We start from the raw sequence: 23037 nt of genomic DNA on the forward strand, positions 1-23037 counted from the left end.
GTGGCTGACCGCTCGACCGTTCACGGAGACGCACATGAAACCGACAGCCAATGCCTTCTGGCTACGCTCACCCGGGCACGGCGAGATCCGTCAGGAGACGCTCGCCGCACCCGCCGACGGGGAGGTCCTGGTCCGCGCGCTGTACTCAGGAGTCAGCCGGGGCACCGAGACGCTCGTGTTCCGCGGCGAAGTGCCCGAGAACCAGCGCGCGGCCATGCGCGCGCCCTTCCAGGAGGGCGATTTTCCCGCTCCCGTGAAGTACGGCTATCTCAGCGTGGGGCGGGTGGAAGAGGGGCCGGACGCACTGGTCGGACGGACCGTCTTCTGTCTGTATCCGCACCAGAGCCGCTACGTCGTTCCGGTGAGCGCCGTCACCGTCGTGCCGGAGTCCGTTCCGGCGGCGCGGGCCGTCCTGGCCGGGACCGTCGAGACCGCCGTCAACGCCCTGTGGGACGCGGCTCCGCTCATCGGTGACCGGATCGCCGTCGTCGGCGGCGGCATGGTCGGCTGCTCGGTCGCCGCGCTCCTCGCGCGCTACCCGGGCGTGCGCGTCCAGCTCGTCGACGCGGACCCGGCGCGCGCCGACATCGCCCGCGCCCTCGGCGTGGACTTCGCGCTGCCCGAGGAGGCGCTCGGCGAGTGCGACCTCGTCGTGCACGCCAGCGCGAACGAACAGGGCCTCGTACGTTCCCTCGAACTCCTCGCCGCCGAGGGCACGGTCATCGAGCTGAGCTGGTACGGCGACCGCCGGATCGCCCTGCCCCTCGGCGAGGTCTTCCATTCCCGCCGGCTCACCATCCGCAGCAGCCAGGTGGGAACCGTCTCCCCGGCCGGACGCGTCGGACGTACGTACGCGGACCGGCTGGCGCTCGCCCTCGAACTCCTCGCCGACGCCCGCTTCGACGCCCTCGTCACCGGGGAATGCGCCTTCGAGGAACTCCCGGACGTCCTGCCGAAGCTCGCGAGCGGAGAGCTGCCGGGGATGTGCCACCGGGTGCGCTACGACGCCGCGTGAGCCCGTGAGTTGAGTGTTCCGCTTCGCCCCACCCGCCCCTGAACTGCCCGAACGGAACGCTGACCTCCGAAGAATCCGGAAAACTCGGCTGAACAACGGGTAGGGAGCAGCCGTACTACACGGCATGCCCCGGCCCGGGGGCAGACGTACCGCACTGGAGGGTCGTCCGTTGTTCAGCATCACCGTTCGCGATCACATCATGATCGCCCACAGCTTCCGCGGGGAGGTCTTCGGACCCGCGCAGCGCCTGCACGGCGCCACGTTCCTCGTGGACGCCACCTTCCGGCGCGCCGAACTGGACGACGACAACATCGTCGTAGACATCGGGCTGGCCACCCAGGAGCTCGGTGCCGTGGTGAGCGAGTTGAACTACCGCAACCTCGACAACGAGCCCGCCTTCGCCAACACCAACACCTCCACGGAGTTCCTGGCCAAGGTGATCGCCGACCGCCTCGCCGAGCGGATCCACAAGGGCGCCCTCGGGGAGAACGCCAAGGGCATCGCGGGACTCACGGTCACCCTGCACGAGTCGCACATCGCCTGGGCGAGTTACGAGCGTGCCCTGTGACCGACGTGACCATCGACCGGGCGGCGGTCGGCACCACCGCCCAGGCATACGGCAGCGCTGTGCAGGCGGACGGGGGAGAGCAGGTGCGGCTCGGCTATGTGCCCGTGCAGAACGCGGCGCTGAAGAACGCCGCGATCATCCCCATGTCGCTGCGTTCCGTGCACTTCGTGATGCCGGGCGGCGTCGACGACCCCACCCGGCCCAGCGGCGGCAACGCCTACGACCGACGGATCTGCCTCGATCTGCCCGGCTTCGGCTGGCAGGTGCACAAGCACGCGATCGACGGCAGCTGGCCGCGCCCGGGTGACACGGCCCGCGCCGAACTCGCCCGTACGCTGAGCGAGCTCCCCGACGGCACGGTCGTCCTGCTCGACGGACTGGTCGCCTGCGGCGTCCCCGAGATCATCCTCCCCGAGGCCGAACGCCTCTGCCTGGCCGTGCTGGTGCATCTGCCGCTCGGCGACGAGACCGGCCTGGAGCCCCAACTCGCCGCCGAACTCGACGCCAAGGAGCGCACCACACTGCGGGGTGTGTCCGCCGTGATCGCCACCAGCGAGTGGGCGGTCCGCAGACTCGTGGCACACCACGGGCTCGCTCCCGAGCGGGTCCATGTCGCCGCCCCCGGCGCCGACATCGCGCCCCTCGCCTCCGGCACCGACGGCGTCTCCCGGCTGCTGTGCGTGGCCGCGGTCACCCCGCGCAAGGGGCAGCACCGGCTGGTGGAGGCCCTCGCGACCGTCACCGAACTGCGCTGGAGCTGCGTGCTGGTCGGCGGCCTCGACCAGGAGCCCGAGTACGTCGAGCACCTCCGCTCGCTGATCGCGAAGTTCGGCCTGGAGGACCGCTTCCACCTCGCCGGACCGCAGGCCGGCGCGGAACTCGACGCCAGCTACGCCGCCGCCGACCTCATGGTCCTCACCTCCTACGCCGAGACGTACGGCATGGCGGTCACCGAAGCCCTCGCCCGTGGAATCCCCGTCCTGGCCACGGACGTCGGCGGTCTCCCCGAGGCCGTCGGCCGCGCCCCCGACGGAGGCGTGCCCGGCATCCTGGTCCCGCCGGAGAACCCCGCGGCCATCGCGGCGGAGCTGCGCGGCTGGTTCGGGGAGGCCGACGTACGGCGCCGGCTGAAGGCGGCGGCACGCGGGCGCAGGGCCGCGCTGGACGGGTGGGCGACCACGGCCCGCAGCCTCGCCCATGTCCTGGGCCGGCTACGGCACGAACCTCGGAGGGCCGCATGACCACTTCTGCCGATATGACCATGTCCGCGGGCGGGCCGCTGTCGACGGGCGGACCGCTGCCCACGGGGGCGACCCCCTCGCCGGGTACGTCGGTCGCCGCGGGGCCGGCCGCCGCCGGTGGCACCACGGCCGCCACCGGGCCCGCCGTCGGCGGGGCGTTGAGCATGGCGGGACGCGGGGGAAACACGCCGGCGCCCGAGGGCCATCAGTACGCCCCGCAGTGGCTGGAGTTGCGCGAGAGCGCGGACGCGGAGGCCCGCGCGGCGGATCTGCTGGACCCGCTGCGGATCCGCCTCGCGAACCTGCCCGGTCGTGCCACCGGGCTGACCGTGCACGACCTCGGCTGCGGCACCGGCTCGATGGGCCGCTGGCTCGCGCCCCGGCTGGACGGCGCCCAGCGGTGGGTGCTGCACGACCAGGACCCGAACCTGCTGCGGCTGGCCGTCGCGCGGGCGCCGCGCGCCGCCGCCGACGGCAGCCCGGTCACGGTCACCACGCGGCGCGGTGACATCGGGCGGCTGACGGCGGCCGACCTCGACGGTGCCTCGCTGGTCACGGCGTCCGCGCTGCTCGACGTCCTCACCCGTGAGGAGATCGAGGGGCTCGCGGCGGCCTGCGCGGGCGCCGGAGTGCCCGCGCTGCTGACCCTCTCGGTCGTGGGCCGCGTGGACCTCGTCCCCGCGCACCCCATGGACGCCGAGATCGCCGAGGCGTTCAACGCCCACCAGCGCGCGAGCGATCTGCTCGGCCCGGACGCGATCACCATGGCCTGTGAGGCGTTCGCCCAGCAGGGCGCCACGGTCCGGGTCCACCCGAGCCCCTGGCAGCTCGACATCCGGCACACGGCCCTCACCGAGGAGTGGCTGCGCGGCTGGGTCGGTGCCGCCTGCGAACAGCGCCCCGAACTCACCGAGCGCGCCGACGCCTACCTGCTCGACCGCCTCGCGGCCAACGCGGCCGGCGAACTCCGCGTCGTCGTGCACCACAGCGACCTCCTGGCGCTTCCCCGACCGACGGGCGGAGCCTCATGACGGCACCGGTGGAGGAGACGGTCGAGGCCCATCCACCGGCGACGGGTGACCGCGTACGCGTACGCCCGCGCGGAGTCCGGGCCCGAGTGAAGGCGGGCACACCGGGTGCGCGGGCGAGGGTGCGCGCGCTCACGCCCGGCGGACGCTCACCCGAACTGCCGCCCGTGGCGGCGGCAGCGGGCACGCGTTCGCCGGAGGCCGCGGCCTCGACGACCGCTTCCCACACGGACCGGGCCGACCGGGCGGCGACGCCCCCGGCCGCGCCGGACGGCCGTACCGCGCCCCCTCGGACCGCCGCCTCGGCAACGCCCTCGACGGACGCGGCGGACGTGGCGGATACGGCCGACGTGGTGGATACGGCCGACGCCGTGTCCGTGGCCGCCGACTCAACCGGTGGCCGGAGCCGGGTCGGGGCCGCAGTGGCCCTCTCCCAGGCAGCCCCGGAGGCCTCCCAGGCAACCCCGGCGTCCCCCCAGGCAACCCCAGCGCCCTCCGCGGCACCGGAACGCCCCCTCGCGTCGCGGCCCGCCTCCACGTTCGTCCGCGTCCTGCGCACCCACTTCGGCACCCTGGCCGGAACGGCGATCCTCGCGGTCGTGTTCTGGCGGATGGGCACCGGCGTGTTCGTCGACGGGCTGCGGCGGATCGACGGCGGGACGCTCGCGGCGGCGGTCGGGATCGGCGTGCTGACGACGGTGTTCAGCGCGTGGCGCTGGTGCGCGGTGACGCGGTCGCTCGGGCTCGGGCTGCCGCTCGGTCCGGCCGTCGCGGACTACTACCGGGCGCTCTTCCTCAACGCGGCACTGCCCGGCGGTGTCCTCGGCGACGTCCACCGGGCGGTGCGGCACGGACAGAGCTCCGGCGACATGGGCCGGGGCGTGCGCGCGGTGGTGATCGAGCGCACCGCGGGCCAGTTGGTGCTGGCAGTCGTGGGCGTAACGGTCCTGCTGGTGCTGCCGTCCCCCGTGCTGGAGCAGACCCGCCACGCGGCCGGTGTGACGGCGCTCGCCGCGCTGGGCGCGCTCGCGATCTGGGCGGCGGTCCGGATGGGCCGCAGGCCGAGCGCGGGCGCGAAGGGCCGGGGCCGCAGGATCAGGGTCGTCCTCACCGAGGCACGCGGTGTGCTGCTGAACCGCGACAGCGGGCCGGCCGTGCTGATCTCGTCGGTGGCGGTACTGGCCGGATACGTGGCGACGTTCCTGCTCGCCGCGCGCGTCGCGGGCTCCTCCGCCACCCCGCTGGAACTGCTGCCCCTCGCGCTGCTGGCCCTGATCGCGATGAGCCTGCCGCTCAACGTCGGCGGCTGGGGCCCCAGGGAGGGCGTCACCGCCTGGTCCTTCGGCGCCGCCGGCCTGGGCGCCTCGCAGGGGCTGACCGTGGCCGTCGTCTACGGCGTGCTCAGCTTCGCGGCCGCCCTGCCGGGAGCCCTCGTGCTCGTCGGGCGCTGGTACGGCTCCCTGCGGGCCCGCCGTCAGTCGCCCGCGGGGGAGGCGTCGGTCGGAACCGGACCCTTGCCCCAGGCGTCCGAGGTGACCAACGAGAAGTACGCTCCGAAGGATTCCACGAACCCTGCCAGCAACTCCTTCCCCTTCGCGGCGGATGCCAGGGACGGACGGCCGATGACACCGGAGTCGGTGTAGGCCGACATACCGAGGGAGAGGAGATGACGGCGGTCGTCGGCAAGGAAATCGGTGGTCTCGTGACCGGGTCGGACCAATTCGGGATGGCAATGCAGAAGTATGGAGGTCTCAATTTCTCCCGCATGCATATCACTGAGCAACGAGGTCTGGACGCCCGCCCGTTCGCGCGCGGCGTCCCAGTCCTCCATCGCCGGGAAAAGCGCCATTCGATGTCCCGCCGCGGTGGATTCCTGGACGACATTGCCCAGAACGTAATTCCCACCGTGTCCGTTGACCACCACCAGCGCCTCGACGCCCGACCGGCGCAGGGACGCGGCGATGTCGCTCACCATCGCGTGCAACGTCGTCGCGGAGATGCTGACGGTGCCGGGCCAGGCCGCGTGCTCGTGCGAGCAGGCGATGGTCACGGGCGGCAGGAGGTGCACCGGGTACGCGGCGGCTATCTCCCGGGCTATCGCGCAGGCGACCAGCGTGTCGGTGGCCAGCGGCAGATACGGGCCGTGCTGCTCGTAGCTGCCGACCGGAAGCACCGCGACCTGTCGCCCCGCCGCCGCCCCCCGCTCCCGGACGTCCGCGGTGGTGTCCGTCGGAACAAGACTCGAACTGCTCATCTTTTCACGGCCTTTCGTCTCTGCTGATGCTCCGTCATTTTCGCATGACGTCAGGACTCACCAGATAGGAACCAGATCATGACAGAAAATGTTGGTGTACTCGGCACGAATGCCCAGTCCTCCGGCGCCGTACGCGTGGTGAACGCCCCTCTGCCCACCACCTACGGCGACTTCGAGGCCGTAGGTTATCTCGACCAGGACCGCGGCGAAGAACAAGTGGCGCTGGTGTACGGCGACATCAGCGGCGGTGAGGGAATTCTCATCCGGCTGCACTCGGAGTGCCTGACCGGTGACGCGTTCGGCTCGCAGCACTGCGAATGCGGCGAGCAGCTCGACAGCGCGCTGCGGGCGATAGTCGCCGAGGGGCGCGGCATTCTCGTCTATCTGCGCGGTCACGAGGGCCGCGGCATCGGCCTGCTCGCCAAGCTCCAGGCGATGAAGCTCCAGGCGGAGGGCCTGGACACCGTCGAGGCCAACCTCGCCCTCGGCCTGCCGGTGGACGCCCGCGACTACCGGGTGGCGGCCGAGATGCTGCACGACCTCGGCGTACGGTCGGTCCGGCTGATGTCGAACAACCCGCGCAAGCGGGAGGCGCTGCTGCGCCACGGCATCAAGGTCTCCGAGCAGGTCCCGCTGCTCATCACCCCGTGCGAGGACAACATCACCTACCTGCGCACCAAGCGGGAGCGGCTCGACCACTACCTGCCGCACCTGGACGCGGTGGTCCACTCGTCCTGAGCGCCGGGGTCCGCGCGGCGGCCGTCCCGGAGACGACTTTCGACACCGGCCGCCGCGCCCGCCCCGAGGCCCGCACACGCTGCCCCTTCGGGCAAGTACCCGGGCGCCCCGCATGAACGTTCGCCCGGGGTGGAAGACCTGACTCCGTCGGGCATCGCGACCACGGTCGGACGAAGGGAGCGTTCGTGATCCGCAGCGCACGGGTCGTCGTCATCGGCGGGGGAGTCATCGGGACGAGCATCGCCTACCACCTGGCCGCCGCCGGAGTGGACGACGTCGTCCTCGTCGAACGCGACGAACTGGCCTCCGGATCGACGGCGCGGGCCGCCGGCGGGGTCCGCGCGCAGTTCTCCGACGAGCTCAACATCCAGCTCGGCGCCCGGAGCCTGGAGGCGTTCGGCCGCTTCCGGCAGGAGCTGGGCCACGACATCGGCCTGCACCGCGTCGGCTACCTCTTCCTCCTGACGACCCCCGACGAGGTCGCCCAGTTCGAGGCGGGCGTCCAGCTCCAGAACGATCTGGGTGTGCCCAGCCGCATGGTCGACCCCGAAGAGGCCCGGCAGCTCTCCCCGCTGATCTCCACCGAGGGCCTGCTGGCCGCCGCGTTCTCGCCCGACGACGGGCACTGCACCCCCGAGTCGGTGGTCCACGGCTACGCCGCCGGGGCCCGCCGCCACGGGGCGACCGTGCTGCGCAACTGCGAGGTCCAGGGCATCGAGACCTGGCGGGACACGATCACCGCGGTGGTCACGAGCAAGGGGCGGATCGTCACCGACACGGTCGTCTGCGCGGCCGGCGCCTGGTCCCGGTCCGTCGGCGCCATGGTCGGCGTCGACCTCCCGGTGCAACCCCTGCGCCGCCAGATCGCCGTCACCGAACCGGTCCCCGGCCTCCCGCCGAACCTCCCGATGACGATCGACTTCACCAGCAGCCTCTACTTCCACACCGAGGGCCCCGGCCTCCTCGTCGGCATGTCCGACCCCGACGAACGGCCCGGCTTCGCCACCGACACCCACGACCGCTGGATCCCCCGTCTGTACGAGGCCATGCGGCGCCGCGCCCCCGACCTGCTCGACCTGCGGCGCACGGGTGGCTGGGCGGGCCTGTACGAGATCACGCCGGACCACAACGCCCTGATCGGCGAGGCCGGTTCCTGCTCCCGCTTCCTGTACGCGACCGGGTTCTCCGGCCACGGGTTCCTCCAGGGCCCGGCGGTCGGCGAGGTGGTCCGCGACCTGTACCTGGGCCGCGTACCCTTCGTCGACATCAGCCCCTTGAACGTCGACCGGTTCACGGCCGACGCGTTGCGCCCGGAGGCCAACCTCGTATGACCGATCTCCACCTGTGGCTGCGCCACGAGACCCGCACCACCGAACGGCGCACCCCGATCGTGCCGTCCGACGCCCGGCGGCTCGTCGAGAGCGGTGTCCGGATCACCGTCGAGGACTCCCCTCAGCGGATCTTCCCCAGGGACGAGTACGAGGCGGCCGGCTGCCAGGTCGCCGAGGCGGGCTCGTGGGTGTCCGCATCGGCGCGAGCGGTGATCGTGGGCCTCAAGGAACTGCCGGACACCCCGGCCGAACTGACGCACCGCCATGTCTTCTTCGGGCACGCCTACAAGGGGCAGCCCGGGGCCGAGGCGCTGCTGCGCAGGTTCGCGGCCGGGGGCGGGGCGCTGCTCGACCTGGAGTACCTGGTGGACGACCAGGGCCGCAGGCTCGCCGCCTTCGGCTTCTGGGCGGGCTATCTGGGCGCGGCCCTCGCCGTGCTCCACCACCGGGGCGCGCTCCGGGCGCCGCTCGTCCCCACGACCAAGGAGGAGATGGAGGCCGAACTCCGGGCGTCCCGGGGCGAGGTGACCGCGCTGGTGATCGGCGCCCTGGGCCGCAGCGGCCGGGGTGCGCGGGTCGCGCTCGGCGAGGCCGGCGTCGAGCCCACCTGCTGGGACCTGGCCGAGACGCGTGACCTGGACCGACCGGCCCTGCTGGCCCACGAGTTGCTGGTCAACACCGTCCTGACGACCAGCCCGGTCCCGCCGTTCCTGACGGACAAGGACCTCGACGACCCGGACCGCCGGCTCCGTACCCTCTCGGACGTCACGGTCGACGTCGGCTCGCCCATGAACGTCCTGCCGGTCTACGACACGACCACCGAATGGGACCGCCCGGTACGGCGGTTGCGCGAACACCCTCCGCTCGATCTCATCGCCATCGACAACCTGCCCTCGCTGCTGCCGCGTGAGGCGAGCACCGACTTCTCGGCCGCGCTGCTGCCGCAGCTGCTGGACTTCGAGACGGGTGGCGCATGGGGGCGCTGCCTGGACCGATTCCGTCGGGCGAGCACCGAACTGGGTCTCACGGAAGGGTAGTTGCCCGATGACCGAGGTGGTCCCCGCGAGCGGCACCGTCCACTGGGTCGGGGCCGGCCTGTCCACGGGCAGCGGCCTGGCGACGCTGTGCGACACCGCGGCCCGGGTGCGGCTGTGGCACCGCACCGAGGAGCGTGCCGAACGGGCGCTGGCGGCACGGGGGCTGACGGGACGGGCCGAGCCCCGCGCGTACACGCTGCCCGCGCTCGTGGCGGACCTCGCCCCGGGAGACGTGGTGGTCTCCATGCTCCCGGCGCCGGACCACGCCCCGCTGCTCGGCGCCTGCGTCGGGGCGCGGGCCCACTTCGCCTGCTCCAGCTATGTGTCCGACGCGGTCCTGGACCAGGTGCCGGCGGCCGAGGCCGCCGGCGTCACCGTCCTCACCGAGGCGGGCCTCGACCCGGGCCTGGACCACCTCTTCGCGCACAGCCTGATCGCGCGGGCGAGCGAGGCGATCGGCCCGGAGACCTCCGCCTCCTACACCCTCACCTCGTACTGCGGCGGGGTCCCGGCCGTCCCCAACGACTTCAGATACCGCTTCAGCTGGGCCCCGGCCGGCGTCCTGGGCGCCCTGCGCTCACCGGCCCGTTACATCGAGGACGGTGCCGAGACCACGGCCGACCGCCCCTGGACGGCCACCCGCGCCCACGTCGTCGACGGCGAGACCTTCGAGGCCTACCCCAACCGCGACAGCGTCCCCTTCGTCGCCCAGTACGGTCTGCCCGCGGCCTGGACACCGAGGACCTTCGTCCGCGGCACCCTCCGTCTCGACGGCTGGCTCACCGCCTGGGCCCCGGTCTTCGCGGAACTGGAACGCGGCGACGACCGGCGCATCGCGGAACTGGCCCGTGAACTGGCGGCCCGACACCCCACCACCGACGCCGACCGCGACCGAGTCGTCCTCGCCGTCTCCCTCGACGTGCGCACCGACGCGGGCGAGGAGTGGTCCGGCCGCTACCTCCTCGACGCCGTCGGCACCGAGGAGGAGAGCGCGATGGCCCGCCTGGTGTCCCGCCCCCTGGCCCTCGGCGTCGGACACATCCTGGACGGCTCACTGCCGGCGGGCCTGAGCAGGGCGGCGGAGACGGGTGAGCGCGCGGAGGTCTGGCTGACCGAACTGGCGCGGGTGGGTGTGGACTTCAGGGTGAGCGTCGCCAAGTCCTGGGCCACGTCCGCAAAGTGGGGTTGATCGTTGGTCGGTTTGGGGTGCGTCGTCATGGCCTGTGGCTCTGGCTGACAGTATCCGGCCTTGTCGCAGCGGGTGGTCGCGTCACGCCGCCCCTTCGGCACGCGTCGGACGGTCTCGCCGCGGCGCCGCGAGAACACCCTGCTTCTCCAGCGCCTTGCGCAGTGCCCGCACGGCGTAGAAGGCGCGGCTCTTCACGGTGCCGGGCGGGACACCGAGGTGCTCGGCCGTCTGGGCCACGCTGCACTCCAGGTGGTACATGAGACGGATGACGGTCCGCTGCTGCTCGTTCAGTTCCCGCAGGGCCTTACGCACCGCATGGGTGGTGATCGTCGATTCCGTGCTGTCCCAGGACGCGTCCAGGTCCTCGACCGGCATGAGCGCCAGCGGCCGGTTGCGCCGGGCCCGATGGTGGTCGATCACGAGGTTCCTCGCCACGGTGAACAGCCAAGGCCTGATGTGGTCGCCGCGGTCGCCCAGGGAACGGCCGTGCTTCCAGGCGCGGGTCGCGGTCTCCTGGAGGATGTCCTCCGCCTTGTGCCAGTCTCCGTCGAGCAGCCGCGTGGCGTACCGGACGAGCAGAGGCCCGTACCGGTCGTAGACCTCTCGCATGAAGGCATCGCAGTCGGTGTCCGATGTGATGTGCCGGGTGTGCGCCGGAGGCGGAGCGAGGGTGGTGGTCCCCGCTTCCATGATTCCGTTCATGGGTGGTGCCCGTTCCTGTTCAAGTGTTGTGTGGCCTGCTCTCCCGCATGCGCGGTCGAGTGGCTCAACACTCGTGGGGGGCCCTTGGCCGAACCTTGTCGTCTTCTTGTCGTGAACCGCCGCCCTGTCCCGGGCGTTCACAGGACGGGAGGAACAGCATCTGTGATCGGTCCACGGCTTCGCCGCGTCCTGCTGTCCGGTGCGGGCGGTGCGGTGCCGGCCGGCGCCCCGGTGTCGTTCGAGGCCCCGGCGGCACAGGCCCCCTAGGGACGAGCGGACGAGCGACCGTGCGCTGAACCGCCCCGGCCGGGGTCCTGGTGCGCGGGACCACCGCTGTGCGGAACCGGCAGACGATGGCTTCCGGCCGCCCTCTCCGGCACGGCCGGCAAGGGGTCCGCATCCATGTCCAGGGCGGTGAGCCGGTCGCGGACCTGCTGGGCGCTGTGGCGCATGCCCCGCTCGTCGGCGTTCTCGAGGGCCTTGACCCAGTCCGCTCGTGCGCCCTCCCGGTCGCCCTGGACCAGCCGGGTGTCCCCGAGTCGCATCAGGGTGCCGATGGCGTTCCTGTGGTCGCCCAGTTCCTCGAACGCCCGCGTCGCCCGCTGGTAGGTGGCCACCGATTCCTCGTGACGGCCGAGCGCACGGAGGATGTGGCCCACGATGTCCCACCCCTGGGCCAGCTGCCACGGCGCGTCCAGGCGCTGGAACAGGGCGATGCCCTCCTCGCTGTACCGGAGGCTCTTCTCCAGCTGCCCCAGGTTGCAGTGGAACCAGGCGAGTTCGAGAAGGCACTCGGCCAGCCACAACTCCTCACCGGTCGCCCGGGACAGCTCCAGTCCCCGCTCGGAGAACGTCACGGCCTCCTGGACCCGGCCGAACAGGAACAGCGCGCACGCCATGACGTAGTGGGCTCGCGCCTGATCGCCGGTCGCGTCGAGCTGCTCGAAGATCGCGGTGGCGCGTCGCAGGTGCCGCAGGGCCTCATCCTGGTGGCCGAGATAGCCGTGGATGCTGCCGAGATGGCGCAGGCAGCGGCCCTCTTCGAGCCGGTTGCCCTGGCGCCGGGCCACTTCGAGGGCGGGGGTCAGCGCGGTGATGGCTTCGGGCCAGAACTCCTGGCGCTGGAGATGTTCCTTGAGCGACCAGGCCAGTCCGGTGGTGTGGTGGTCGAGCCCCTGGCTCACGGCGCAGTGGAGCAGGCCGGCCAGTACCCGGTGCTCGGCGGTGAACCACCGGGTTGCCTGCTGGGCGCCGGTGAACTTCTCCGGGGTGACACCCGGGCCTGGCACCCCGAGGTCGAGTTCGGCCGTCGTGTCCTGCTTGAGGAGCTGGTTGGCCGCGTAGGCGGTGAACAAGTAGTGGTCCAGGACCCGCAGGGTGGCGTCGTGGCGTTCCTGGGCGGTGTCGTGGATCTGGGTGAGTTCGCCTGCGTAGGCGCGGAGGAGGTCGTGCAGGCTGTAGCGGCCGGGCAGCGGCTGTTCCAGGAGGCAGGAACCGGTCAGGACGGCGAGTGCGCGGCGGGTCCGGGCGAGGGGGAGGCCGACGAGGCCGGCGGCGGCGGACGCCGTGATGTGGGGGCCTGGGTGCAGGGCCAGGAAGCGGAAGAGCCGGGCGGCGTCCTCGTCCAGGGACCGGTAGGACCAGGAGAAGACGGCGCGCACGTCGGTGCTGCTGTCGAAGCCGGTGAACGCGTCGAGGTCGCCGGGAGCGTGCCGCAGGTCGTCGACGATGGCGTGCAGGGGGAAGGACGGTTCGAGTTCGGCGCGGGCGGCGACCACGGCCATGGCCAGGGGGAGTCGTCCGCACAGGCGGATGATCTCGGTGGTGGCGGCGGGCTCGGCGGCCAGTCTCTCGCTTCCCAGACGTCGTTCGAGGGCTTGGTGGGCCTCGGTCTGCGAGGGCAGCGGAAGGGTGAGGGGTTTGGCGCCGTCGGTGGTGATCAGGCCGGGAAGCCGGTTGCGGCTCGTGATCAAGGTGAGGCAGCCCGCCCCCGCCGGCAGCAGGGGGCGCACTTGCTGCTCGTCGCGGGCGTTGTCCAGGACCAGGATGATCCGCCGGTCGGCGAGGAGGCTGCGGAAGAGCATGCCGCGGGCCGGGGTGTCCTCCGGGATGCGCTGCGCGGGAACGCCGAGAGCGGTGAGAAAGCCGTGCAGAGCGGCGCCGGGGTCCACGGCGGGTGCGTGGGGGTGGAATCCGCACAGGTTGACGAAGAGCTGTCCGTCGGGGAAGGACGAGGCGACGCGGTGGGCGTGGTGGACGGCGAAGGTGGTCTTGCCGACACCGGGAGTACCGCTGATGACGACGACGGAGGCAGCCGTCGGTCCGGGCCGGTCCGGTGCACCGCTCACGGCCGACAGCCACGCACCCTCGGCGGCCCGCCCCGCGAACACCGGGAGACTGCCCGGCAGTTGAGCCGGACGCGCCAGGGGCGTCGGCGTGGCTTCCTCCTCCGCGGCCGGGGCGGGACGTGCCTCGGACCGGTCGGCCGCGTCACCGGCGGTCCGGCCGGCGGACGCACCTGGCTCGCCCTCGTCCCGCCCACCGGACCCGGCAGGCCCGGTCGGCTCGCGGCCCTGCTCGGTGCCCCCGCCGCCGGGGGCGGATGCCGCGCCGACTCCGTTCAGCTCACCGGCTGAGTGCAGGGGTGGCAGGTCGTGGTGGAGGATGCCCTGGTGCAGGGCACGCAGGGGCGGGCCTGGTTCGAGGCCGAGTTCGTCGGCGAGGTGCCGGCGCAGTTCGGTGTAGCGCTGAAGCGCTTCGGGGTGCCGGCCGGCGAGGTACAGGGCGCGCAGCAGCAGGGCCCAGCCGGTTTCCCGCAGGGGGTGTTGCGTGGTCAGTTCCTGTGCCGCGTCGAGTGCTTCGGTGATCCGTCCTTGCATGAGCAGTGCGGTGGTGCGGATCTCGCGTGCGGTCTGCCGCAGTTCTTCCAGGCGGGCTGTCTCCTGGGTGGCGAACAGGTGGTTCGCCGCGTCGGCGAACGGGGTGCCACGCCACAACTCCAGGGCGTTCCGGGCCTCTTCGACGACGCGGTCGGACCGGCCCTGGTCCATGAAAAGGCGGGCCCGGGCAAGGGACCGCTCGAAGCGTACGGTGTCACGGCTCTCGGGCGGCACATGCAGGGCGTAGCCCAGGGGCTCGGTGACCAGCAGTTCGAACGTGGCATCCCCCCGCAGGTGCTGGGGTTCCAGGACCGCGCGCAGCTTGCTGACGTGGGCGTGCAGGGAGTTCAACGCTCCGCCCGGGGTCCGTCCCGGTTGCTGCGGCCACAGTTCCTCGCACAGCGTCCGGGGGGCGACCGCCCGGCCGTCGGCGAGCAGCAGGCGGATCAGCAGCAGACGCTGCCTGCGCCGACCCGGATCGAGGACCGCGCCCGCCCGCCGTACCACCAGCGGACCCAGCAGACCGAAGTCGAGCCCCTGACCCACAGCTGTCATCGCATCCATCCGGAATCCCGCTCGACGGCGCCACCATCGGGGGCACACCCATGACCATGGCCCGCGGACAGGTGCGCGACCGCTCCCGCGGTGACGGAAACCGGGCGCCGGCCCGCCTGGACATCCGCGCGCTGTCGTCGCGGTGGGCTGTCCGCCGAGAGGGGGGTGGCCGGTGCGGGTGTCCGGAGCGGCGAGGACCCCGTCGTCCCTGCCCGCGTAACCGGACAGGACATTAGCAGCGGCCCACTCGCGCGATGACGGCGCGGTCGGCGCCGTGTGACGTGATGCTGCGAATGCCCTGCGCAGGACGGCTGCCTGTCCCGGCTGGACGGCCGCCCGTCCCCGCCGGACGGCCGCCTGTCCCCGCCGCGAACCGATATGAACCGGCGTGGGGTCCCTGCCGTTGTGTGACCGAACGGTCGTCGTCACGAGTGGGGAGAAGTCATGGTCACGGTCGAGGGAACGAGCACCGCGCGGTTCGAACCGGTCCGAGCAGCGCTGGCAGCGCATCTGGAGTCCGGCGAGGAGCTGGGGGCGTCGATCGCCGTCGACGTCGACGGAGTCATGGAAGTCGATCTGTGGGGTGGACACACCGACGCGGCGCGGACCGTCCCCTGGCGTCAGGACACGTTGGTCAGCCTGTGGTCGACCACCAAGACCCTCAGCAGTCTGGCGGCCCTCGTCCTCGTCGACCGGGGCGCACTCGATCTTCACCGCCCGGTCGCGCACTACTGGCCCGCATTCGCCGCCCAGGGCAAGCAGGACATCGAGGTGCGGCACGTCCTGGCCCACACCTCGGGGCTCTCGGGCTGGCAGCAGCCCTTCACCATGGACGACCTGTACGACTGGCCGACCGCGAGCGCCCGCCTGGCCGCGCAGGCGCCCTGGTGGGAGCCGGGCAGCGCCTCGGGCTACCACGTGCAGACGCAGGGGCAGCTGCTAGGAGAGCTTGTCCGGCGGGTCAGCGGCCGGACCCTGACCGAGTTCGTCGACACCGAGATCGCCAAGCCGTCACAGGCGGACGTACAGATCGGTGCGCGGCAGGCCGACTGGCCCCGTATCGCCGAACTGGTGGCCCCGTCGCAGATCTCCGGAATACCCGCCGGCCTGGATCCCGAGGGGATCTTCACCAGAACGCTGCTCGGCAGCCCCGCCCGGGACGAGCACGTCGACACCCCGCAGTGGCGCCGTGCGGAACTCGGAGCCGTCAACGGACACGGCAACGCCCGGGGTATGGCCCGTGCCCTCTCGGTGATCTCGCGGCGCGGCGAGGTGAACGGTCACCGGCTCCTCTCCGCGGACACGGTGGACAAGGTTCTCGACGTGCAGGCCGACGGAGTCGACCTCTTCCTGGGTGTCCCCGTGCGCTGGGGCATCGGTTTCGCGCTCTCCGACGCGAGGACGATGCCCCACATGCCCGCGGGGCGGGTCTGCTTCTGGGTCGGCCGGGGCGGATCGATCGTCATGATGGATCTCGACCGGCGCGTCACCTTCTCGTACACGATGAACCGGCTGGGCGACGGCATCCTCGGCTCGGAGCGCACCCACAGCTACCTGAGGCAGGTCTACGAAGTCCTGGACTCCACGGACTGAGTACGGCCTGAGCACGGCCTGAGCACGCCCCCTGAGCGCGGCCCGGTCCGCCCCGCACCGCCGTGCGACGTCCGCGAACGAACAGCGCCGCACTCGGGGTGAACCGGACCGGTCCTGTGGTCGTAGGACAGGACGCAGGACACTCCACCCGGGCAGCCGGGGTCGGTGGTGCTCCAGGCCCGGTTGGGGCCGCAGCCGGACAGCCGCTCTTCCTGCCGCTGCGCCGCGTCGCCCACCTCCCTCCGCTCCGCTCCGCACCTGCCACTCGGCGCGGCCCGCACACACCACCTCAGTTGTCCACAAAGGAACCCGGTGCTTCGTCTCTCGAACGCACCGCCCCATCTCGCCGTGGGTCCGGTCAGGGCCGACGGCCAAGGAAAAAGGACGTTCACGCATGCGCACCACCCTTCGCAGCCGCAGATCCGCCCTGCTCGCTGCCACAGCGGCCGTAGGCCTGACCGTGGCCGCCGTCACCCTGCCCGGTGCGGCCGGTGCGGCCGGTGCGGCCGGTGCGGCGCCCGTCCGCCCGGAACGGCCCACGATCGTGCTGGAGCACGGGGCGTTCGCCGACGCCGCGAGCTGGGACGATGTCGTCACGCGGCTGCAGCGTGCCGGCTACCCCGTGGTGTCCGCCGCCAACCCGCTGCGCGGTCCGGCGACCGATGCCGCCTACCTGCGCAGCGTCGTCGACCACATCGACGGGCCCGTGGTCCTGGTCGGCCACTCCTACGGCGGTACCGTCATCAGCCAGGCCGCCGCGGGCCTGGAGGACAAGGTGAAGGCGCTGGTCTACATCGCCGCGTTCCTGCCCGACACCGGCGAGAGCTCGCTCGGGCTGACGAACAAGTTCCCCGGCAGCACCCTCGGCCAGGCGATCGAGTCCGTCAACTACACGCTGCCCGACGGCGGTCAGGGCGCGGACGTGTACATCCGGGCGGAGAAGTTCCGCGGTCAGTTCGCCGCCGACGTGCCGGCGGACAAGGCCAGGCTCATGGCGGCAGGGCAGCGTCCGATCGCCGCCGCCGCCCTGGAGGAGAAGTCGACGAAGGCCGCCTGGAAGACGATCCCCTCCTGGTCCCTGGTGACCACACAGGACCTCAACATCCCTGTGGCCGCCCAGCGTTACATGTCGGCCCGTGCCGGGGCCCGCACCACGGTCATCGACGCGTCGCACGCGGTGCCGGTGTCCCGCCCCGACGCCGTCGCCCGCATCGTGGAGCGCGCCGCCGGCACGGTCCGCTGAGCGACGCGACCGCCCCCGTCGGCCTCGGAGAACTCCGAGGCCATGCCCAGCGGGGCACTGCACCGCCGAACCCACCCGGTCACTTCACCACCCACCGCATCTCTCATCGACATCTCTCATCGAAAGGCAGCAGAACCATGGCGTTCATCACCGTAGGCCAGGAGAACTCCACCAGCATCGAGCTGTACTACGAGGACCACGGCACCGGGCAGCCGGTCGTGCTGATCCACGGCTACCCGCTCGACGGCCACTCCTGGGAGAAGCAGTCCGCCGCTCTGCTGTCGGCCGGCTATCGCGTGATCACGTACGACCGGCGCGGTTTCGGCCGCTCCAGCCGGCCCACCACCGGCTACGACTACGACACCTTCGCCGCCGACCTGAACACGGTCCTCGAAACCCTCGACCTCGACGACGTCGTCCTGGTCGGCTTCTCCATGGGAACCGGCGAGGTCGGCCGCTACCTGGGCACCTACGGCTCCGCCCGGATAGCCAAGGCCGCCTTCCTCGCCTCCCTCGAACCCTTCCTCCTCAAGACCGACGACAATCCCGGCGGTGTCGACGGCGCTGTCTTCAAGGGCATCGAAGAGGCCGTCACCGCCGATCGCTACGCCTACTTCACCGCGTTCTACGAGGACTTCTACAACCTCGACGAGAACCTCGGCACCCGCATCAGCGAGGAAGCCGTCCGCAACAGTTGGAACGTCGCCGCAGGAGCCTCCGCGTACGCCTCCCTGGCCTGCGTGGCGACCTGGTCCACCGATTTCCGCGCCGATCTGCCCAAGATCGACGTCCCGGCGCTGATCCTGCACGGCACCGCCGACCGCATCCTGCCCATCGAGGCCACCGGCACCCCCTTCCACCAGGCGCTTCCGCAGGCCGACTACGTCGTCATCGACGGCGCGCCGCACGGCCTGCTGTGGACCCACGCCCGGGAAGTCACCGAGGCCCTTCTGGCCTTCCTGGCCAAGTGACCGACGTCCGACGGCCTTCCCGCCCGGAGCAAGCTCGCGCCCTGTCACGCGGGGGAGACGAGGCCGAAACCGCTGCTCCGTGCGCAGGCCGCTCGCCGGCAGGTCCGTGAGCCGTGTGCACCCCGCCGCCGTTCCCACGGCGGCGGGGTGCACGGACGCGTAGGGAGGCCGGTCGGCACACCTACAGCACGGCCTCGTGCACCAGCCGCTTCAACTCGGGGTACACGGAGAACGACGACCGCCGTCGCACCTGCGTCATGAACTGCACGGTCAGGTCCCGCCGCGGGTCCACCCAGAAGATCGTCGTCGCGGCGCCGGTCCAGCCGAACGTCCCCAGGGAGGAGGGGGACTCGGTCACGGTGGGGTCGATGACGACGGACACCCCGAGCCCGAAACCGACGCCCACGTTGCCCGGTTGCCGGTGGAACGGGCTGCCGTACGTGTGGATGTCGACTCCGCCCGGCAGCTGGTTCGTGGCCATCATGTCGACGGACTCGGGGGACAGCAGCCGTACGCCGTCGAGTTCGCCGCGCCGCCGCAGGAACTCGGCGAACCGGTGGTAGTCGCGGGCGGTGGCGACCATCCCGCCGCTGCCGGACAGGAAACGCGGCCGGCCGCGCACCGGCAGACCGGGCACCGGCGCGATCGAGCCGTCCTCCTGCTCCCCGTACAGCTCGGCGAGCCGCTCCGCCTGGTCGGGGGTCACCTGGAAGCCCGCGTCCGTCATGCCGAGCGGGCCGAGGATCCGCTCGGCGAAGAACGCGTCGAGGTCCTGCCCCGACACCACCTCGATGATCCGCCCGAGGACGTTGGTGGAGACGGAGTAGTTCCACTGGGCGCCCGGCTCGAACTGCAGGGGCAGGCGCGCGTACTCCGTGATCGTCTGCGCCAGGGTGGCACCGGGCCGTACGGAGTTCTCCAGGCCGGCGTCGCGGTAGAGCGCGTCCACCGGGTGGTCGTAGTAGAAGCCGAAGGTCAGGCCCGAGGTGTGGGTCATCAGATGGCGGACGAGGAGGGGCCGGCGCGCCGGCCGGGTCCGGACGTCGGTGCCCTCACCGGACTCGTACACGCGGGGCTCGGCGAACTCCGGGAGGTGGCGGGAGACCGGGTCGGAGAGCGACAGCAGTCCCTCCTCGACCAGTATCAGCGCGGCGACGGACGTGACCGGTTTGGTCATGGAGTACACCCGCCACAGCGTGTCCGTCTCGACGGGCAGCCGTGCCGCGCGGTCGCGTGATCCGTACGTCGTGAGGTGGGCGACGCGACCGCCGCGGGCGAGGGAGAGGAGGTAGCCGGGCAGGCGGCCCTCGTCGACCTGAAGGGCGAGGTACTCGTCCAGGCGGGCCAGGGTCTTCGGGTCGAGGCCGGCCTCGCGCGGTTCGACCTCTCGGCGCAGTCGTTCCATGGTGGTTCTCCTCCGGTGGCCCGGGTCACGGCTCGCGATCATGCTTGTCGCCTTCACGCTTCTTGTCTTCATCGTTCCGTACTGATCGCGTTCCATCCCTCGCGGGGCGGGCGGGTCGGGGCATTCGCAGGGCCAGAGGCGCACCGGTCGCGGCCACGGCCGCCAGGAGCAGCAGCGCCGGACCCGTGCCGAGCGGCATGAGCGTGGTCGCGGCCGCCACACCGAGTGTCGGGCCGACGTTCATCGCGGTCTGCTGGAGCCCGCCCGCCACCCCGGCCGCCTCCGGCGGCGCGTGCCGTACGACGACGGCGGTCGCGGTGACCATCAGCGCCCCGAAACCGGCCCCGAGCAGCAGGAACCCGCCTCCGATCAGTACCGTCGGCACCCCGGGGCCGAGCCGGGACAGCGCCAGCACACCGGCGGTGAGCAGCACGGTCCCCGTGAGGGCCGTCGGACGGGTGCCCCACCGGCGCAGCAGGACGGCCGACAGCGGTGCCCCGAGCACCATCGCCACGCCGCCGGGCAGCGCGACGAGGCTGGTGCGCAGCGGATCCATGCCGAGCCCGTCCTGGAGGACGAAGCTGCACACGAACAGGGCCCCCAGCATCGCCGCGGAGGCGGCCACCAGCACCCCCAGCGCCGCGCGCACGGTGGCCGAGCCCAGCACGGCGGGCGGCAGCAACGGGTCCGGGGTCCGCCGTTCACGGCGGACCAGGACAGCCGTCGCGCCTCCGGCGATCGACAGACCGAGCACGTCGGCGGCCGTCCAGCCGTGCTCCGGCACCCCGACCAGGGTGTGCACGAGGGCCGCGAGTGCCACGGCGAGCAGCGTGGCGCCCGGCAGATCGAGGCGTGGCCCGGGTGCCGACCCCGTCCGCCGGGCCTCGGGGGTGCGCACCGCCAGCGTCAGCAGGCCCATGATCAGCGCCGGTACGACGTTGAGGAAGAACACCGCCCGCCAGCCCAGCCGGTCGACGAGCACACCACCGACCAGCGGACCGGCCGCCACCGCCACCCCGATGGCACTGGTTCGCAGCGCGATGGGCATGGCCAGCCGGTCGGGCGGGAACGCGGCCCGCAGCATGCCCAGCGTGGCGGGCTGCAGCAGCGCGCCGAAGACGCCCTGGGCCACCCGCAACCCGATCACCCAGCCCACACCGGGCGCGAACCCGATCCCGGCGGAGGCCGCGCCGAACCCCAGCACACCCCAGGCGAACACCCGTCCATGACCGAACCGGTCACCCAGCCGCCCCGCGAACACCAACAGCCCGGCCACCGCGATCAGATATCCGGTGCTGGTCCACTGCACCTCGGTCAGTGAAGCGTCCAGGTCGCGCCGCAGGGTCGGTTGGGCGATCGTCAGCACCGTTCCGTCGAGGGCGACGAGCGCGGCGCCGAGCACACTGTTGGCGAGGGTGAGGCGGCGGTGCGACACGGAGACGGTCCCGTGCCGATCGACCCCGGCCTGCGCCGTGGGCGCCGTCACCGGTCCTCGCTTCCCAGGTGCGCGTCCAGCGCGGTGCGCAGCAGGGGTACGAAGTCGTCGGCGCCGGTGGTGAGTTGGAGGCTGCCCCAGGTCCACAGCTGGGCGATGCCGTAGAGGTTCGCCAGCAGCGCGCCCGCGACGAGCCGTGCGTCGGCGTCGGGCCGGGCCCGCCCGACGAGATCCACCAGCAGCGCGAAGATCGGGAGACTGGCGTCGCGCAGCCCCAACTCGTTGCTCTCCAGCAAATCGTGACGGAACATCAGTTCGTGCATGCCGCGGTTGGTCAGCGCGAAGTCCAGGTACACGCGCCCCAGCGTCGCGATCTGCTCACGCGGACCCGCCGTGCCGTCCCCGAGCGCCGCGACCCCCCGGCCCGCCAGTTCCTCGAACCCCCGGCGGGCGATGGCCGACAGCAGCTCCAGGTGCGTCGGGAAGTACCGGCGCGGCGCCCCGTGGGACACGCCGGCGCGCCGGGCGATCTCCCGCAGCGACAGGGCCTGCACCCCCTCGGCGGTCACCAACTCGACCCCGACGTCGACCAGTCGGGATCGCAGTCCCGTGTTGCGTTCATCCATAGACACTGTCTACCAAGAGTCAGTAGACACTGTCTACCGCGATATTCGGTTGCCCGTCGGCGGTGACGGCGGCTGCAATGTCCGGCATGATCACAGGCGAGCGAGGCCCGCACCGGTACGCGGACGACACCGGTGGACCGATCCGGATCGGCGCCCTCGCCCCTCTGACCCGGCCCGGCTGGGTCGAGGCCGGCCGGCACCTGCTCGCCGGCCTTGAGGTGGGTGTGGGCGAGGTCAACGACGCCGGCGGTGTCGCCGGGCGGCCCCTCGCACTGGTGGTCAGGGACACCGCCGCCGATCCGCGGCGGGCCGCGGCCGCCGTGGACGAACTGGCACAACTGGGCGTGGCCGCCCTGGTCGGGGAGTACCACAGCGTCGTCGCCCGCGCCGCCGCGGAACGGGCGCACGCCCTCGGCCTGCCGTACCTCTGCTCGTCGGCGGTCCTCGACGCGCTCACCGAACACCCGACGGACCTGATCGCACGCCTCTCCCCGCCGCAGTCCCGGGGCTGGCGGATCTACGCGGACCACCTCCTCGGCACGGGGCACCGCCGTATCGCCGTCGTCACCCAGCCGAGCGTCTACTGGGCGGCCGGGACCCGCGTCCTGCGGGACCATCTCACCGCGTACGGCGGCACCGTCGACGAACTCGACAGCGGTGCGCTCATCCCCGAGGACGTGTGCGACGCGCTCGTCGACCGGCGCGCGACAGCCCTTCTCCTGCTGGTCGGGCATCCGCAGTCGGCCGTGTCGATCGTCCGGGCCGTCCGCCGTGACCGTCGCCTCGCCGAGGTGCTGATCGGTGCTCCGGCCGGGCAGCCGGAGTTCGCCGACTGGGTGACGTCGCTGGGGGACGACGGCGCCGGAGTGCCGTTCCTGAGCTATCTGCCCGACCGGCTCGGTCCCCTCGGCTCACGTGTCGGGAGGGTCCTCGGCGATCGGTTGGGCGAAGCGCCCTCCTTCGTCGCCTTCGAGGGGTACGACACGGTGGCGGTGCTCGCCGAGGTCATGCGCTCGCACGGCACGGACCGCGCGGGCATCGCCGCGGCCTGGCCGCGCGTCACGGTCGAGGGGACGCGCGGCCGGATCCGCTTCTCCCGGGTGCCGGGCGTCGGCGTGTGGCAGTGGGCCGAGGCGCCGGTCCAGGTCGTCGACCAGGATCCGGCGGCACCGCTACGCCTGCGGGTCCTGCACAGAGACTGATCGCCCCGCCGACCGGCGTCGCTCG

18 protein-coding genes and 1 pseudogene are annotated in these 23037 nt (G+C 72.3%); 13 read left to right on the forward strand and 6 right to left on the reverse strand.

Annotated features, from left to right (window positions below; all coding sequences use genetic code 11):
• Nucleotides 1-34: 34 nt before the first annotated feature.
• The 5 genes and pseudogenes from RM704_RS05450 to RM704_RS45440 all read left to right on the forward strand — a co-directional run.
• A complete protein-coding gene (locus RM704_RS05450; protein WP_033529698.1) occupies nt 35-1015 on the forward strand; it encodes a zinc-dependent alcohol dehydrogenase in 981 nt (326 codons plus the stop codon).
• Nucleotides 1016-1184: 169 nt separating this feature from the next.
• Entirely contained in the window at nt 1185-1583 is a 399-nt protein-coding gene (locus tag RM704_RS05455) for a 6-pyruvoyl trahydropterin synthase family protein (RefSeq protein ID WP_033529697.1), read from the forward strand.
• On the forward strand, nt 1580-2824 hold the full coding sequence (locus tag RM704_RS05460) for a glycosyltransferase family 4 protein (protein WP_033529696.1): 1245 nt from the start codon (nt 1580-1582) through the stop codon (nt 2822-2824). Before RM704_RS05455 ends, RM704_RS05460 begins: the two co-directional genes overlap by 4 nt.
• Complete coding sequence (locus RM704_RS05465) at nt 2821-3855, forward strand: methyltransferase domain-containing protein (protein WP_033529695.1); 1035 nt, start codon at nt 2821-2823, stop codon at nt 3853-3855. The genes RM704_RS05460 and RM704_RS05465 overlap by 4 nt, the downstream gene beginning before the upstream one ends.
• Nucleotides 3852-5255 (forward strand): annotated as a pseudogene (locus tag RM704_RS45440) (lysylphosphatidylglycerol synthase transmembrane domain-containing protein); the annotation flags it as partial. The gene RM704_RS05465 and the pseudogene RM704_RS45440, both read left to right, overlap by 4 nt.
• A gap of 71 nt (nt 5256-5326) precedes the next feature.
• On the opposite strand, the gene RM704_RS05475 reads toward RM704_RS45440, so the two are convergent.
• Nucleotides 5327-6106, reverse strand: coding sequence for a creatininase family protein (locus RM704_RS05475; protein WP_078937277.1), 780 nt, complete (start codon nt 6104-6106; stop codon nt 5327-5329).
• A 78-nt stretch (nt 6107-6184) separates the two neighbouring features.
• Here RM704_RS05475 and ribA point away from each other — a divergent pair, with 78 nt between their 5' ends.
• From ribA to RM704_RS05495, 4 genes are all read left to right on the forward strand, one after another.
• Nucleotides 6185-6844 carry a GTP cyclohydrolase II gene (gene ribA, locus RM704_RS05480; protein ID WP_033529694.1) on the forward strand — a complete coding sequence of 220 codons (660 nt, stop codon included), beginning with the start codon at nt 6185-6187 and terminating at the stop codon, nt 6842-6844.
• A gap of 185 nt (nt 6845-7029) precedes the next feature.
• A complete protein-coding gene (locus RM704_RS05485; protein WP_033529693.1) occupies nt 7030-8175 on the forward strand; it encodes an NAD(P)/FAD-dependent oxidoreductase in 1146 nt (381 codons plus the stop codon).
• Nucleotides 8172-9212, forward strand: coding sequence for a saccharopine dehydrogenase (locus tag RM704_RS05490; RefSeq protein ID WP_033529692.1), 1041 nt, complete (start codon nt 8172-8174; stop codon nt 9210-9212). Before RM704_RS05485 ends, RM704_RS05490 begins: the two co-directional genes overlap by 4 nt.
• Nucleotides 9213-9219: 7 nt before the next feature.
• Nucleotides 9220-10401 carry a saccharopine dehydrogenase family protein gene (locus tag RM704_RS05495; protein WP_033529691.1) on the forward strand — a complete coding sequence of 394 codons (1182 nt, stop codon included), beginning with the start codon at nt 9220-9222 and terminating at the stop codon, nt 10399-10401.
• An 81-nt stretch (nt 10402-10482) separates the two neighbouring features.
• On the opposite strand, the gene RM704_RS05500 is transcribed toward RM704_RS05495, so the two are convergent.
• Together RM704_RS05500 and RM704_RS05505 are read right to left on the reverse strand one after the other, a co-directional pair.
• Complete coding sequence (locus RM704_RS05500; protein WP_052146251.1) at nt 10483-11103, reverse strand: sigma-70 family RNA polymerase sigma factor; 621 nt, start codon at nt 11101-11103, stop codon at nt 10483-10485.
• Nucleotides 11104-11366: 263 nt separating this feature from the next.
• Nucleotides 11367-14537: an AfsR/SARP family transcriptional regulator gene (locus RM704_RS05505; RefSeq protein ID WP_311589796.1), complete on the reverse strand. Its 3171-nt coding sequence runs from the start codon at nt 14535-14537 to the stop codon at nt 11367-11369.
• A gap of 444 nt (nt 14538-14981) precedes the next feature.
• Between RM704_RS05505 and RM704_RS05510 the strand changes: the two genes are divergently transcribed.
• The 3 genes from RM704_RS05510 to RM704_RS05520 all read left to right on the forward strand — a co-directional run bounded on the left by RM704_RS05510 (nt 14982) and on the right by RM704_RS05520 (nt 18344).
• On the forward strand, nt 14982-16130 hold the full coding sequence (locus tag RM704_RS05510) for an EstA family serine hydrolase (protein ID WP_033529689.1): 1149 nt from the start codon (nt 14982-14984) through the stop codon (nt 16128-16130).
• A gap of 394 nt (nt 16131-16524) precedes the next feature.
• Nucleotides 16525-17373: an alpha/beta fold hydrolase gene (locus tag RM704_RS05515; protein ID WP_033529688.1), complete on the forward strand. Its 849-nt coding sequence runs from the start codon at nt 16525-16527 to the stop codon at nt 17371-17373.
• 137 nt (nt 17374-17510) lie between these two features.
• Nucleotides 17511-18344: an alpha/beta fold hydrolase gene (locus tag RM704_RS05520; protein ID WP_033529687.1), complete on the forward strand. Its 834-nt coding sequence runs from the start codon at nt 17511-17513 to the stop codon at nt 18342-18344.
• 181 nt (nt 18345-18525) lie between these two features.
• On the opposite strand, the gene RM704_RS05525 is transcribed toward RM704_RS05520, so the two are convergent.
• Genes RM704_RS05525 through RM704_RS05535 form a run of 3 tightly spaced genes read right to left on the reverse strand, consistent with a single transcriptional unit; the run spans nt 18526 to nt 21810 of the window.
• Nucleotides 18526-19749, reverse strand: a complete 1224-nt coding sequence (locus RM704_RS05525; RefSeq protein WP_033529686.1) for a serine hydrolase domain-containing protein — start codon at nt 19747-19749, stop codon at nt 18526-18528.
• 25 nt (nt 19750-19774) lie between these two features.
• The gene (locus RM704_RS05530) at nt 19775-21235 is read right to left on the reverse strand and encodes an MFS transporter (protein ID WP_033529685.1); all 1461 of its coding nucleotides are present in this window, start codon (nt 21233-21235) and stop codon (nt 19775-19777) included.
• A complete protein-coding gene (locus RM704_RS05535; protein WP_033529684.1) occupies nt 21232-21810 on the reverse strand; it encodes a TetR/AcrR family transcriptional regulator in 579 nt (192 codons plus the stop codon). The genes RM704_RS05530 and RM704_RS05535 overlap by 4 nt, the downstream gene beginning before the upstream one ends.
• Nucleotides 21811-21896: 86 nt before the next feature.
• On the opposite strand from RM704_RS05535, the gene RM704_RS05540 reads away from it, so the two are divergent.
• Nucleotides 21897-23012, forward strand: a complete 1116-nt coding sequence (locus RM704_RS05540) for an ABC transporter substrate-binding protein (protein WP_033529992.1) — start codon at nt 21897-21899, stop codon at nt 23010-23012.
• Nucleotides 23013-23037 lie beyond the last annotated feature (25 nt).

This window comes from Streptomyces gottesmaniae (genome assembly GCF_031845845.1).
Classification (GTDB): Bacteria; Actinomycetota; Actinomycetes; order Streptomycetales; family Streptomycetaceae; genus Streptomyces; species Streptomyces akebiae.